Annotated in this window: 11 protein-coding genes; 6 read left to right on the top strand and 5 right to left on the bottom strand. The window is 46.0% G+C overall.

From position 1 onward, the window contains the following. Nucleotides 1-59 precede the first annotated feature (59 nt). The gene (locus QZL69_RS11200) at nt 60-2150 is read right to left on the bottom strand and encodes an elongation factor G (protein WP_022215295.1); all 2091 of its coding nucleotides are present in this window, start codon (nt 2148-2150) and stop codon (nt 60-62) included. A gap of 228 nt (nt 2151-2378) precedes the next feature. Here QZL69_RS11200 and QZL69_RS11195 point away from each other — a divergent pair, with 228 nt between their 5' ends. From QZL69_RS11195 to QZL69_RS11185, 3 genes are all read left to right on the top strand, one after another. Further along, entirely contained in the window at nt 2379-3470 is a 1092-nt protein-coding gene (locus tag QZL69_RS11195; RefSeq protein WP_022215294.1) for a prephenate dehydrogenase, read from the top strand. Between the two features lie 15 nt (nt 3471-3485). After that, nucleotides 3486-4772 carry a 3-phosphoshikimate 1-carboxyvinyltransferase gene (gene aroA / locus QZL69_RS11190; RefSeq protein WP_022215293.1) on the top strand — a complete coding sequence of 429 codons (1287 nt, stop codon included), beginning with the start codon at nt 3486-3488 and terminating at the stop codon, nt 4770-4772. Nucleotides 4773-4944: 172 nt separating this feature from the next. Continuing rightward, the gene (locus QZL69_RS11185; protein WP_022215292.1) at nt 4945-5934 is read left to right on the top strand and encodes a 2-hydroxyacid dehydrogenase; all 990 of its coding nucleotides are present in this window, start codon (nt 4945-4947) and stop codon (nt 5932-5934) included. A 104-nt stretch (nt 5935-6038) separates the two neighbouring features. On the opposite strand, the gene QZL69_RS11180 is transcribed toward QZL69_RS11185, so the two are convergent. After that, nucleotides 6039-6890: a deoxyribonuclease IV gene (locus QZL69_RS11180; protein ID WP_022215291.1), complete on the bottom strand. Its 852-nt coding sequence runs from the start codon at nt 6888-6890 to the stop codon at nt 6039-6041. A gap of 153 nt (nt 6891-7043) precedes the next feature. On the opposite strand from QZL69_RS11180, the gene QZL69_RS11175 reads away from it, so the two are divergent. Next, entirely contained in the window at nt 7044-8390 is a 1347-nt protein-coding gene (locus QZL69_RS11175) for a CapA family protein (protein ID WP_022215290.1), read from the top strand. A gap of 45 nt (nt 8391-8435) precedes the next feature. Here QZL69_RS11175 and QZL69_RS11170 read toward each other — a convergent pair whose 3' ends face one another. Continuing rightward, entirely contained in the window at nt 8436-9350 is a 915-nt protein-coding gene (locus QZL69_RS11170) for a LysR family transcriptional regulator (protein ID WP_022215289.1), read from the bottom strand. Between the two features lie 176 nt (nt 9351-9526). Between QZL69_RS11170 and QZL69_RS11165 the strand changes: the two genes are divergently transcribed. Continuing rightward, the gene (locus tag QZL69_RS11165; protein WP_022215288.1) at nt 9527-10216 is read left to right on the top strand and encodes a YoaK family protein; all 690 of its coding nucleotides are present in this window, start codon (nt 9527-9529) and stop codon (nt 10214-10216) included. A 37-nt stretch (nt 10217-10253) separates the two neighbouring features. Here the strand turns inward: QZL69_RS11165 and QZL69_RS11160 are convergent, their stop codons facing one another. Next, nucleotides 10254-11876: a hypothetical protein gene (locus tag QZL69_RS11160; RefSeq protein ID WP_022215287.1), complete on the bottom strand. Its 1623-nt coding sequence runs from the start codon at nt 11874-11876 to the stop codon at nt 10254-10256. A gap of 153 nt (nt 11877-12029) precedes the next feature. Here QZL69_RS11160 and QZL69_RS11155 point away from each other — a divergent pair, with 153 nt between their 5' ends. Then, entirely contained in the window at nt 12030-13409 is a 1380-nt protein-coding gene (locus tag QZL69_RS11155) for an aldehyde dehydrogenase (RefSeq protein WP_022215286.1), read from the top strand. A gap of 279 nt (nt 13410-13688) precedes the next feature. Here the strand turns inward: QZL69_RS11155 and QZL69_RS11150 are convergent, their stop codons facing one another. Next, nucleotides 13689-13934, bottom strand: coding sequence for a hypothetical protein (locus QZL69_RS11150; protein ID WP_022215285.1), 246 nt, complete (start codon nt 13932-13934; stop codon nt 13689-13691). Nucleotides 13935-14071 lie beyond the last annotated feature (137 nt).

The raw sequence follows: 14071 nt of genomic DNA, 5'->3' as shown, positions 1-14071 counted from the left end.
TTCAAAACAGATTCAGCAGCCGGTTTTCTTTATTTCTTAATTCACAGGAGTCTGATCATTTATGCATCTGCGTTGTCTACTTTGCTTGCACGTGCCTCAATCTCCTTAGCCTGGATATCGCTCGGAGCCTGCTCATAGCGTGCAAACTCATAGGAGAAGTCGCCGCTTCCACCAGTCATGGAACGAAGTGTTGTAGAATATCCATAGATTTCAAGCTGTGGTACATCAGCCTCGATGATGGTATTGCCTTCATGATCCGGGTTCATTCCAAGAACACGTCCACGTCTCTTGTTGAGATCGCCCATAACATCACCGGTGTATTTGTCCGGAACAGTGATCTTCATGCTTACGATCGGCTCAAGGAGTACAGGAGATGCATCCATAAAGCCTTTCTTGAACGCCAGGATCGTTGCCATCTTGAATGCCATCTCGGAAGAGTCTACCGGATGATAAGATCCATCGTAAAGTGTAGCCCTAACGCCTACTACCGGATAAGCAGCCAGAGGTCCCTTCTGAACGCTTTCCTGAAGGCCCTTCTCAACTGCCGGGAAGTAGTTCTTCGGAACAGCACCGCCTACGACTACCTGCTCAAATACATAAGGTGTCTCCAGGTCGCCGGATGGCTCGAAGCGCATCTTGACATGTCCGTACTGTCCGTGTCCACCGGACTGTTTCTTATGTTTGCCCTCTACGTCGGAGTTCTTGCGGATGGTCTCGCGGAAAGCTACCTTCGGTTTGGAAAGTTCTACGTCTACTTTGTAGCGTTCTTTGAGCTTGCTTACTACGATATCAAGGTGCTGGTCGCCCATACCATAGAGTAATGTCTGTCTGTTGGCAGAATCATTGACTGCACGGAGGGTCTTGTCCTCACTCATCATCTTGGCGAGAGCCTGTGCGATCTTGTCCTCGTCGCCCTTCTTGACTGCCTTATATCTCTTATAGGTATAAGGAGTGGAAATGAGAGCCTTCGGATAGAGCACCGGAGCTGCCTTTGTTGCAAGGCTGTCGCCGGTCTGTACGCTTGCGAGTTTGGCGATCGCGCCGATATCACCTGCGTGGAGTTCCGGAACTTCGATCGGTTTGGAGCCCTCAAGAACATATAATTTGTTCAGTCGTTCTTCCTCACCCTTCTCTACGTTGAGCAGAGTATCATCGGATTTGATAACACCGGAAACAACTTTGATCAGAGAATATTTGCCGAGGAACGGATCTGCGATGGTCTTCCATACGTATGCAGATTTCGCTTTGGCAAAGTCATAGTTTGCTTCAAAGATCTCATTGGTCTTCTGGGAAATACCGTTGCATGCGCGCTTGTCCGGGCTCGGGAAATATCCACAGATATCATCGAGAAGGTTGGAAACGCCTCGAAGGTTGATCGGTGATCCCATGCATACCGGAACGATGCTTGCGTCCTGTACATTGGTTGCAAGTGCTGCGGAAACTTCTGTTACGGAGAAGGTATCTCCCTCGAAATAACGGTCCATGAACTCTTCACTCGTCTCAGCAACAGATTCCATCAGAGTTTCATGATATTTCTCAAGGTATTCTTCCAGATATTCCGGAACATCGCAAGGCTCCTTGCCTGCTTTGTCGATATATCTTCGGCCTGCCTGCTTCACAACATTGACATAGCCGACGAACTTGCCATCTTCACGGATCGGGAAATGCAGCGGCGCGATCTTCTTGCCATAAAGTTCGGTAAGATCCTCTACTACTTTACGATAGCTGACATCATCCACGTCCATATCTGTTACAAAGATCATACGAGGTAATTTATATTTCTCGCAGAGATTCCATGCTTTCTGTGTACCGACCTGAACTCCGGCCTTACCGGAAACAACGATGATGGCTGCGTCTGCTGCGCTGACCGCTTCCTCTACTTCTCCTACGAAGTCAAAGTAACCAGGAGTATCCAGGATATTGATCTTCACCTTGTCCCACGGAACCGGGATCACAGATGTGGAGATTGAAAAATGTCTCTTGATCTCCTCCTTATCAAAATCGCTGACGGTATTTCCATCTTCTACTCTGCCAAGACGACTTGTCATTCCTGCCAGATAAGCCATTGCCTCTGCTAATGTGGTCTTGCCGGATCCCCCATGACCCAAAAGAACCACATTGCGAATTCGGTCAGTTCTATAAACGTCCATATGTAATACCTCCCTGTTTGTCTGATATGTCCATATTTTACTAAAATTCTTTCAACTTTTCAAGTATTTTATATAATTTTAACAACTTTTTTTGAGCTGTTTTTGCAATTATTCATCGAATTCACCTATTTTGTACCTATGTTTGACATTTTTCCTCGTATCTTTTAAAATAGAACCATAGTTTTGTCTACTAATAGATAAGTAGTAACTGGAAAGGACACAGACATCATGAAAACCATAGGTTTTATCGGGCTCGGCCTGATCGGAGGATCTATTGCCAAAACGATCCGCAAGTTTCACCCGGATTATCACATTCTCGCATATGCGAAACACAAAGAAACTCTGGCTGCCGCACTGAACTGCGGTGCTATTGACGCCACACTGGAAGAACGGGATGACCGTTATGCCATGTGTGATTATATTTTTCTCTGCGCTCCGGTAGAGTATAATATTGAATATCTCAGATATCTCAAGGATGTCATCAAGGAAGGATGTATCATTACAGACGCAGGAAGCGTCAAAGGACCGATCCACAAAGCAGTCGAGGAACTCGGCATGGAATACTGCTTTATCGGTGGACATCCTATGGCTGGTTCTGAGCGTTCCGGATTTGAATATTCATCCGACCATCTGCTTGAGAATGCTTACTATATCCTGACTCCGGGCGGACAGGTTCCTCTTGAAAAAATCACCGAGTTTTCTGAACTGATCGATTCTCTTGGTTCGATCCCGATGGTCCTTACCTGTGAGGAACACGATTTTATCACAGCCGGCGTCAGCCATCTTCCGCATATCATTGCTTCCACTCTGGTAAATCTCGTCAGAGAGCTGGATAACGATGCTGAATACATGAAGACGATCGCAGCAGGCGGTTTCCGCGATATCACACGTATCGCATCCTCCTCCCCTGTCATGTGGGAGCAGATCTGCCTCGAAAACCATGAGAACATCTCTCATGTGCTGGACGAATACATCAAGATGCTGATCCAGGCACGCTGCTCTGTTGACAATCTTGAGGCAGAAACCCTCTATGATATGTTCGCCAACTCCAGAGATTACCGCGACTCCATCGACACCACTTCTTCCGGACTTATCAACAAGACTTATGTCCTGTATATTGATATTGTTGATGAAGCTGGTGGAATTGCCACAATTGCCACAATTCTTGCTATGGAAGGGATCAGTATCAAGAACATCGGCATCATCCACAACCGTGAATTTGAGCAGGGTGTCCTGAAGATCGAATTCTATGAGGAAGATGCGATGAAGCGCGGAACCGCCCTTCTTAAGAAACGTAACTACATCGTATACGAACGGTAGGAGTAGAATAAAATAATGGAAATCAAAAAACAAACCAATTTAAGAGGAACTCTTACAGTTCCGGGCGATAAATCCATCTCACACCGTGCAGTCATGTTTGGCTCACTCGCCAATGGCACCACCAGGATCACGCATTTTCTCGAGGGCGCTGACTGTCTCTCGACGATCTCCTGCTTCCGCAAAATGGGGATCGATATTGACCGGAACGGCGACGAGATCCTTGTACACGGCAAAGGTCTTCACGGACTCAGTGCACCGACAGGTATCCTTGATGTCGGCAACAGCGGAACCACGACCCGTCTGATCTCAGGAATCCTTGCCGGACAGAAATTTACTTCTGAACTTGACGGAGACGATTCGATCCGCACCCGCCCGATGAAGCGTATCATGACTCCTCTTACTTCCATGGGCGCTGATATCACAAGTAAGCTGGACAATGGATGTACACCACTTATCATCCACGGAAAGCCGCTTCACGCCACTCATTACGATTCACCGGTTGCTTCTGCACAGGTCAAATCCTGCGTTCTGCTTGCTGGTATGTATGCGGACGGGATCACCAGCGTAACAGAGCCATTTCTTTCCCGTAACCATACAGAGATCATGCTGAATTATTTCGGTGCTGATATCACCTCCGAGGGAACGACCGTTTCCATCAAGCCGGAACCGGTCCTTGAGGGAAGAGAAGTCCAGGTTCCTGGTGATATCTCTTCTGCCGCTTACTTTATCGCAGCCGGACTTCTGACCCCTGGAAGTGAGATCCTTCTTAAGAATGTAGGGATCAACCCGACCCGTGCCGGAATCCTCAAGGTCTGCATGGATATGGGCGCTGATATCACTCTTCTGAACGAAAGCACTGAGGGAGAGCCGACAGCTGATCTTCTGATCCGCACCAGCTCTCTTAAGGGAACTGTCATCGAGGGCAGCATCATCCCGACCCTGATCGATGAGATCCCGATGATCGCAGTTATAGCTGCTTTTGCCGAGGGAACCACGATCATCCGCGATGCACAGGAACTCAAAGTCAAAGAATCTGACCGTATCGCAGTTATGGTTGACAATCTCACTCGCATGGGTGCTGATATCGAGGGCACAGATGACGGCATGATCATTCACGGCGGCAAACCGCTTCACGGTGCAGTGATCGACTCCCATCTCGACCACCGCATTGCCATGTCTTTTGCTGTGGCAGGAATGATCTGTGATGGCACCGTGGATATCCTGAATGGAGAATGCGTTAATATCTCCTATCCGGAATTCTATCATGATCTTTATAGCTTAGATTCAAGTAGACAAAAATAAATACCTGCACACAATTAAAACAATTCTATAATAAAAACTGCTGTTTCCATGATCTATTTTCATGCAGACAGCAGTTTTTTGTTTCTGTATCTTTCCGTGCATACTCTTTTTTCTCTCAGGGCATTCTAAGTCTGAGATGGAAAATGAAAATCAAGACAAGGGAGTGTACACGATGAAAATATTATTTTATGGTGCAAGAGATTATGACCAGAGATTTTTTGATAAACTGAAACCGGAGCATCCTGATATCGACATTACCTTTATTGAAGCAAATCTCTACGCAGAGACTGTTTCCCTCGCCGCCGGTTACGATGGGATCTGCGCTTTTGTAAACGCAGACCTTGGAACAGAAGTGATCGAAGAGCTCGCACATCAGGGTATCCGTCTGATCCTGATGCGCTGTGCCGGTTATAATAATGTAGATCTCAAAACTGCTGCTGAATGCGACATCAAAGTCCTCCGCGTTCCCGGTTATTCTCCGGAAGCAGTCGCCGAGCTTGCGATGGCTCTCGTCCTCACTGCCAACCGTCATACCCACAAAGCTTATATCAAATGCCGCGAAAACAATTTTTCCCTCAATGGTCTCATGGGAGTAAACCTGTATAAAAAAACAGCCGGGATCGTCGGAACCGGCAAGATCGGGCTTGCCATGGCGCGTATCTGCCGCGGCTTCGGCATGAAACTGCTCGCCTACGACCTGTATCCGGACAAAACGCAGACAGATCTTAATTATGTTTCTCTTGAAACGCTTCTTTCTTCCAGTGACCTGATCAGCCTGCACTGCCCGCTCACGCCGGACACTTACCATATGATCAATAAGGAAAGCCTCTCCCGGATGAAAGACGGTGTCATTCTCGTAAACACCTCCCGCGGCGGCCTGATCTGCACCGAAGACCTGATCGCAGGTATCCGGGATCACAAATTTTTCGCTGTAGGGCTCGATGTTTATGAAGAAGAGTCTGATTTTGTCTATGAAGATATGTCCGAGCATATCCTCAAAACCTCTACCGTGCAGAGACTGCTCTCTTTCCCGAACGTTGCGCTCACTTCCCACCAGGGATTTTTTACAGAGGAGGCGCTTACCAATATCGCTGAGACGACACTTGAGAATGCTGAGGCTTTTCGCACAGGGCAGGAACTCAGAAACGAAGTGCATATTTAATGTTATTGTCCATTCCTGACAACACTTTAATTTCTTCTGGAAGGTGCAAAGCGCTTTCCATTTTCTATATCACACAATCATGGAAGCACTTGTCGCGTGTCCATTTATTTCTCGTATGCTTCTCTCAGCGTCCGAATCTCTGCCGCCCACCCTTCATCATCATTCGGCGTTTCCAGAATAAACGGAATTCCCTCCAGGCGCGGATAACGGATCACCCTTACCAGTGCTTCCAGCCCGATCCGGCCCTCGCCGATCCTTGCATGGCGGTCTTTGTGGCTGCCAAGATCGTTCAGGCTGTCATTTAAATGAATGGCTTTTAATTTCTCAAGCCCGATGATCCGGTCAAATTCTTCAAGGACACCATCGAAATCATTCACGATGTCATAGCCTCCATCCCAGACATGGCAGGTATCCAGACAAATTCCCATCTTGTCCTTCTTTTCTACCAGGTCGAGGATCTGACGGAGTTCTTCGAAATTTCTTCCCATCTCCGTCCCTTTGCCGGACATCGTTTCAAGAAGCACCGTTGTGGTCTGGTCTTCGGTCAGTACCTCATTCAGCATTTCCGCGATCATGCGGACTCCTGCTTCTGCTCCCTGTCCTACATGGCTTCCCGGATGAAAATTATAATAATTTCCCGGTGTCCATTCCATACGCTTCAGGTCATCTGCCATCGTTTCCCTGGCAAATTCCCGGATATTTTCCTTTGCCGCACATGCATTCAGTGTATATGGTGCGTGTGCTACGATCTTCCCAAATTTATATTCTTCTGTCAGTTCCAGAAATTTACGCACATCCTCCGGATCGATCTCCTTCGCCCGTCCGCCTCTCGGATTTCTGGTAAAAAATGCAAACGTATTTCCCCCGTTTGCGATCATCTGGCGTGCCATCCTGGTATAGCCTTTGGATGAAGTTGTGTGGTTTCCAATATATAATGGACTTTTTGCTGTACTCATAAAAATCTCCTTTTTTCTTAGCATCTGCGGACCGTTCCGCTTCTATCCTTTGATTATACAAAAAAAATCAAAAACTGCAAACATATTGACGAATTGTATAAAATTCCCTATACTTTTTATAAACAAAAAAATACATAAAACAAGGAGTTTCCCATGCCGCCAAAAAAGAAAAAACACAAAAAACGTGCGTACAGAAAATCCCGCTACTACCGCAGAAGGCAGCAGCTCACTGAACGTCTTCTCATAGGCTGCGGTGCCGTTCTTATCCTGCTGCTTCTTATCATCCTGGTCCGTGGCTGTTCTGCACGCAAAAATGGTACCGTTAAAACAAACGCTTCAGCGAAATCACAGGATGAGACTTCTGCCTCAGATGCAGACCTCACACCAACACCGACCATGGCTCCGGTATCCCTGACCGTCAGTGTCGTAGGTGACTGTACGCTCGGTACAGATGAAAACTTTGACTACGATACCAGTCTTAATGCTTATTACGAGAATTATGGAGCAGATTATTTCTTCTCCAATGTGAAGAGCATTTTTTCCGCAGATGATCTGACGATCGCCAACTTTGAAGGAACTCTCACTGATTCTGATGAACGCGAGGACAAGGAATATGCTTTCAAAGCTCCTGCCGAGTATACCAGTATCCTCACTGCCGGTTCCGTCGAAGCAGTCAACACTGCCAACAACCACAGTCATGATTATGGCGATCAGAGCTATACCGACACCATTCAGGCACTTGACAATGCCGGTATCCTGAATTTTGGTTATGATAAGACTGTTGTAACGGAAGTGAAGGGGATCAAGATCGGACTTGTAGGAATCTACGAGCTCAAGGATCACCTCGGCCGTGAAGAACAGCTCAAGCAGAACATCGCCAAGGTAAAAGCAGACGGCGCGCAGATCACGATCGTGATCTTCCACTGGGGCAATGAAAAAGAAGAAGTCCCGGACAGCAACCAGACTACACTTGCACACCTTGCAATCGACGAAGGAGCGGATCTGGTATGCGGCCATCACCCGCATGTTCTCCAGGGAATCGAAGAATACAAGGGCAAAAACATCGTCTACAGCCTCGGAAACTTCTGCTTTGGCGGAAACCAGTATCCAAGCGATATGGATACTATGATCTTCCAGCAGACTTTCACCGTAGATCAGGATGGAGTAAAAGCAAACAATGTAACAAACATCATCCCATGCTCGATCTCCTCTGATTCTGACTATAACAACTATCAGCCAACTCCTGCCGAGGGAGATGAAGCCACACGTATCCTCAGTAAGATCCAGGAGCGCACTGCCATGATCACCGGCGACGCGACGTCATCTTCTGACAGTTCGGATTCTTCGGAAGAAGACAATGAAGATTCCTCAGAGGATTCTTACGACGATTCCAGCTATGATGAAGGATCCGATTCCTATGATGACTCGTATTATGATGATTCCTACAGCGATTACGACGAAGATGATTCTTATGATTACAGTTATGATGAAGAAGAATAGATACTGCCTGCAGTAACCTCATCAAAACCCGGGAATCCCGGAGATTCAGGGTGCCTGACGGATATATTCCGTGAGCACTCTGATCTCCGGGATTCCTTTTACTGTGTCGAGAAGTTCCTGCAGGAAATCCATCACCAGAGGAGTTGCATTCCGCCGGTCTCCCATGATCGCATAGCAGGTACGGTATTCCGGACCATTCTCCAGCGCTACAATGCGGCATTCCCCCTCCTGAGAGAGTTTCTTTCCTATTGTTGCCGGCATGATCGCCCATGTTTTTTCGAGATCGAGGAGCTGGCGCAGAAGTGCCATATTGTCGAGTGATACTTTTACTTCGGAATTATTTCCAAACCAGTAATCGTGCCACATGATAAAAGAATCACTCCATGGAATGTAGATCTCATCCTCGCTTTTCAGACGAGAAGGCAGGATTCCATCCTCATACGCGGTATCTTTGCTGCAGACCAGGACCAGTTTTTCTTCAAAAAGCGGCACCGTCTGCACTTTTTTGAAAAAATGCGGATTGGTGATCAGTCCCATGTCGACTTCTTTGTTTTCGACCGCCTTGTAGGACACATTTGACCGCATGGTATCAATATGAAAACTGCATCTCTTGTGTTTCTCCAAGAAACTGCCGATGACCTGCGGCATGAAATAAAAATTCAGACTGTCTACATTTGCGATCCGAAGAATGTCCTGTGGCTTCTCGTACTGGATCTTGCTTGTATCCAGCCACAACTGCTCCCACTTACGCGCAAGCGGGACAAAACGCTGTCCTGCATCGGTAAGCTCCAGTGTGCGAGAACCTTTTTTACGGATGATCAGTTCTGTTCCCAGTTCTTCTTCCAGTGCAGACAGGCGATGGCTGAGTGCCGGCTGTGATACAAACAGCACCTCCGCTGCTTTGGATAAAGATGAGCTGGATACGATCGTAAGAAATGTCTTGATGTCCTGGTAATTCATGGTTCCTCCTTCTGTGATGTCTTCTTATGTATTTGTTCAACCTATAATATTACTGTTCACTCCATTCACAGCAACCTATAAATTCTGTTTATATTATATAGATAAAATATCGAATTTACAATATAATATTTTGATACTATAATAAGCTCAAAATCAGAAAGATAGGAATGATATACATGGATAAAGCAGTCCTTGAACGCCGCCTTCACCTGACGGTGACTTTTATCGGTGGTTTTATGGGGTGTTATGCAATCTTTAACCGCAGTGATGTTTTTGGATCTGCACAGACCGGAAACCTGATCTCCTTTGTGATGGATCTGGTAGGACGTACGGATGCCGAAATCTTTTTCCGTTTCTCCGCACTGCTGATCTACATATTCGCGATGGTCTCCACCGTATTCCTTTCACATAAGATGGAACGGACAACCTTGAAATTTATCAGTGTCCTGATCGATGGTCTTGCCTTTGTTCTTCTGGCATTTCTTCCACAGGACATGGATCCGTTTGTTGCTCTGTATCCAATTTTTTTTGCTACTGCATTTCAATGGTGTTCCTTCAAAGGTGCCGATGGTTTTAACAGCTCCAGCATCTTCTCCACCAACAATCTCCGTCAGTGTACGACAGGATTTGCAGAGTACCTTTACAGCAGAGATTCCGAAGCACTCCGAAGAGGTATCTTCTATGGAAAAGTGCTTCTTTCCTTTCATTTCGGAGTTGCAGTGTGCTTCCTGTTCTGCTCCAGATTCCATCTGGCAGGCGCATGGGCAGGACTTCTCCCGGTATGCACCGCACTCGTCCTTGTCAATGAGGAACGCGCTCTTTCCAGAGCAGCAGAAAAAGAGGAGGTTCTCAGGGTTCACGCCTGAGAGCCTCCTTTTTGGTTCTTATCAATTATTGCTTTTCTTATGCTGCCGCATCTTCTGCGGATGTTTCCTGTGCTATTGTCTCATCTGTGGATCCTTCTGCATCTTCTGTGGAAGTTTCTTCCACGGAAGATTCCAGAATCTGTAAAAATCCATCTGCCAGGTCTGCCGGAACGCCTGCTGTCTTCATGTTTTCTGTGATGACACTCCAGTCTGCGTTCTTGACATATTCTGTCATTTCTTCCTCATTATCCACTGCATAAACAGTTCCAGGATTTGCAAGATCCGGGATTTCTGCACCTTCTCCATATCCACCTGTAATAGAAAGTGTTCCAAGTGATACACCGGATGTCAGTACAGAAAGCTCCATACTGCTGGTTTCAGCTGTGGCATCAGAATCCATCTTGAGCACTGCACTGAATCCATTCAGCATGCTGGTGACATCAGCATTTTCATCATCTGTTTGTGCCTCCGGGAAGGAAATTGTAAAAGTTCCATTATAATAGCCGGCTTTTTCCGGTTTGAGTTCCAGATCTGTTACACCGATATCCATTGCCTCTGCATGGTTTACAGCCAGGATATAATCGCCGTTCCAAAGTCCGTCAGTGGAAGAACCTGTTCCGGTAACAGTCACATAACTGTCATCTGCTCCAAATTCCAGAAGAAGTGCAGTCTGTCCGTCACTAGATGGTGTCTTGAGTGAAAATACCGGCTGAGAATCTGTTCCGTCAGAAATTCCAATCTCACGTCCTACAACTTTATTCTCACTGTTTACCCAAAGTTTCTCAGAAAAACTTTCTGTACTTTCACTGTCCTCAGATTCTGCTGATTTGATATCATTCAGCAGATCATCAATTCCAGACTGATAAGATGCGTACTGATCTTCGCCCTGATTCCAGAGATCGAAGAGTCCCTTGATCTCCTTATCATCTCTCGCAGTTGTGAGGATTTCTTCCACCATGGAACGTGCGGAATCATCAGTAACAACGCCTTCATATACGGTACAGTCCTCACCGATTCCTTCTACAGAAAGTGTCTCCTCTGTCGCGGTTCCCTCTTCCATATTATCGATCACAAGATTTCCATAGCGGTCAAGAAGTGTGCTGACCGTCTTTCCATCTGGTATTACACTGGTGATATCAGATAAAGCATTCATATATTCCTTCATAAATTCCTGCGTTGTCTCGTCTGCACTGCCGGCAGGATCCAGTGCAAGATATGCATCAGAAACTTCCGGGATCTGAATGTATTGTTTCATCTCTGACAGATCTTCGTATATATTGAGATCACAGAGTTTCTGGTCATTCAAAAGGATCGTGGAAGCGATTGCCTCTGTTCCGTCCTTGACAGAAACTTTCATATCCATAGTCAGATCCTGAAGCCAGCTCATGTCTTCCTGACCAAGAAGTGTTCCGAGGATTGCCTTTCCGGTATCCTCCACGGTGAGTGTCATCTTGCCGGTGGAACCAGCAAATGCCTTGTCCATATTCTGTGCATAATCATCAACAGCACCTGCGACAGAAGATACCATAGCATCAAGAGATGTTTTGGCTGTTTCCTGATAAGATCCTGCTGCAAATGCGATGCTTGCCCCTGTCAGGACCATAGAAGAACCAAGTGCAACGGAGGCTGCTTTTTTGAGTATTTTTCTTCCTTTATTCATATAAAAATCCTCTTCCCTTTCTTATTATTATATTTTTTATTTTACCACAGGAATCGTCTTTATACAACAATTTTCGATTGAATATTCAGACTTTTCGATGGGTTGACATTTTTTCTTCTGACTGTTATCCTTGAAATAAAAAAGGAAATTATTATGACAGAAGAAGAAATCAAAAAACTAGTCGAACTTCAGCGAAGTTATTTTTATACCGGGGCGACCCGTCCTGTCAAAACCAGGATCGAACATCTGAAAAAACTGAAAGACTGGGTCACAGCCCATGAAGAAGATATCAACAAAGCCCTTGGAGAAGACCTTGGCAAAAGTTCTTTCGAAAGTTACATGTGTGAAACCGGTCTGGTCCTGAACGAATTGACACATATGATCCGAAATGTCGATGAATATGCTGAAGAACAGGATGTCCATACTCCGATGTCCCAGTTTGCCGCGCGCAGTTACAAGAAGCCTGTTCCTTACGGGATAGTCCTTGTTATGAGTCCGTGGAACTATCCGTTTCTCCTCTCGATCGAACCGCTGATCGACGCGCTTGCAGCCGGAAATACCGTGATCCTCAAGCCAAGTGCCTACTCTCCTGCCACGACAACGCTCATTCAGACTCTGGTACAGGAATGTTTTAAACCGGAACTTGTCTCTGTTGTCACCGGCGGTCGGGATGAAAATACCAACCTTTTGAACCAGCATTTTGACTATATCTTTTTTACCGGAAGCCAGCATGTCGGCAGGGAAGTCATGGCAAAGGCAAGTCAGTTCCTCACCCCGGTCACCCTGGAGCTTGGCGGCAAAAGTCCCTGCATCGTAGACCGGAAATGTAATCTCAAGCTCGCCGCACGCAGGATCGTCTTCGGTAAATTCTTAAACTGCGGGCAGACCTGCGTCGCCCCGGATTATATCTACTGCGACCGCAAGATCAAGGACCGTCTCATGAAGCATCTGATCAAACAGATCCGGCGGCAGTATTCTGAAACACCACTTCAGAATCCTGATTACGGCAAGATCATCAATGAGAAACATTTTGACCGGCTCTGCGACCTGATCTCTTCCGGCAAAGTCGCTTATGGCGGGAAATCCGATCCTGATACCCTTCGCATTGAACCGACTATCCTCGACTCTGTGTCCTTCGAGGATCCTGTGATGCAGCAGGAGATCTTTGGCCCGGTCCTTCCAATTATAACTTATGATTCTATGGATGAGGTTATTCCAAAAATCAATTCCATGGCACATCCCCTCGCGCTCTATATTTTTACTTCACGGCGTAAAACAGCCCGAAAGTTCATGGAAGAATGCAGTTTCGGCGGCGGCTGTATCAATGATACGCTGATCCATCTTGCCACTTCTGAGATGGGATTTGGTGGCTTTGGCGAAAGCGGCATGGGTGCATACCACGGCGAAGAAGGCTTCCGGACTTTTTCCCATTACAAGAGTATCGTGGACAAGAAAACATGGATCGACCTTTCGATGCGCTACCAGCCGTACAAACCACGCAACGAAAAACTGCTCCACAGATTTTTGAAATAATTGTATCTGAGGTAGTACAATTTTATTTTTTGTGTTATGCTTTTTTTAACAAATGTAGCAAGAATTCCCTCATCTCTATAGGTGAAGGGATGAATTGCACCTTTGAGCATATCTGCTCGAATAGTTCATAAAAACACTTGTTCTTATAAAACAAATATATTATAATAAAAAAGAACAATATGTTCGTAGAAATAAAATCAATCCGTCAGTATATAGTGTGAACTTCCAGTTTTTTTCCGCCTAAATCGAGTATCGCTATATCTGTGACTCAAAATAATTCTATTTTTCCGTCTTTTCTCCATCTGGTCCTGCATTCAAAAAGTTCATGATCTCCTCATATGACCGCCCACTTTTTACAACTGCTGACAGGATCTCTTCTTTTCTTATGGCATCCCGCTTGTCTAACAGTTCTTTCAGATTTGCTGTTGCCTGATCATACTTTTTCTTCGCTGCGATCACATCAGCCTCTGCTTTTTCAATCTTTTCTTCCAATGCTTCCCTACTTGTTTTTCTTGTTCTTGCCATCTTTATTTTCCTTCCTTATTCTGCTTTTTTCAGTTCCTTACTCAGTTCTGATGCAAAGTATTTTATACTATTCGCATCCAGTCCAAAGGCTTTCAATATTACTTTCTGGTTCGCTGTTACTGCATGATCCAGACGGT

Source organism: Blautia sp. CAG:237 (genome assembly GCF_000436615.1).
Classification (GTDB): Bacteria; Bacillota; Clostridia; order Lachnospirales; family Lachnospiraceae; genus Blautia_A; species Blautia_A intestinihominis.
Note: the sequence above shows the minus strand (reverse complement) of the source record. Positions and strands in the feature narration are given on the sequence as shown.

Bases quoted from the DNA above. Each gene is read 5' to 3' on its own strand.
- QZL69_RS11200 (WP_022215295.1), bottom strand. From the start codon at position 2,150: ATGGACGTTTATAGAACTGACCGAATTCGCAATGTGGTTCTTTTGGGT.
- QZL69_RS11195 (WP_022215294.1), top strand. From the start codon at position 2,379: ATGAAAACCATAGGTTTTATCGGGCTCGGCCTGATCGGAGGATCTATT.
- aroA (WP_022215293.1), top strand. From the start codon at position 3,486: ATGGAAATCAAAAAACAAACCAATTTAAGAGGAACTCTTACAGTTCCG.
- QZL69_RS11185 (WP_022215292.1), top strand. From the start codon at position 4,945: ATGAAAATATTATTTTATGGTGCAAGAGATTATGACCAGAGATTTTTT.
- QZL69_RS11180 (WP_022215291.1), bottom strand. From the start codon at position 6,890: ATGAGTACAGCAAAAAGTCCATTATATATTGGAAACCACACAACTTCA.
- QZL69_RS11175 (WP_022215290.1), top strand. From the start codon at position 7,044: ATGCCGCCAAAAAAGAAAAAACACAAAAAACGTGCGTACAGAAAATCC.
- QZL69_RS11170 (WP_022215289.1), bottom strand. From the start codon at position 9,350: ATGAATTACCAGGACATCAAGACATTTCTTACGATCGTATCCAGCTCA.
- QZL69_RS11165 (WP_022215288.1), top strand. From the start codon at position 9,527: ATGGATAAAGCAGTCCTTGAACGCCGCCTTCACCTGACGGTGACTTTT.
- QZL69_RS11160 (WP_022215287.1), bottom strand. From the start codon at position 11,876: ATGAATAAAGGAAGAAAAATACTCAAAAAAGCAGCCTCCGTTGCACTT.
- QZL69_RS11155 (WP_022215286.1), top strand. From the start codon at position 12,030: ATGACAGAAGAAGAAATCAAAAAACTAGTCGAACTTCAGCGAAGTTAT.
- QZL69_RS11150 (WP_022215285.1), bottom strand. From the start codon at position 13,934: ATGGCAAGAACAAGAAAAACAAGTAGGGAAGCATTGGAAGAAAAGATT.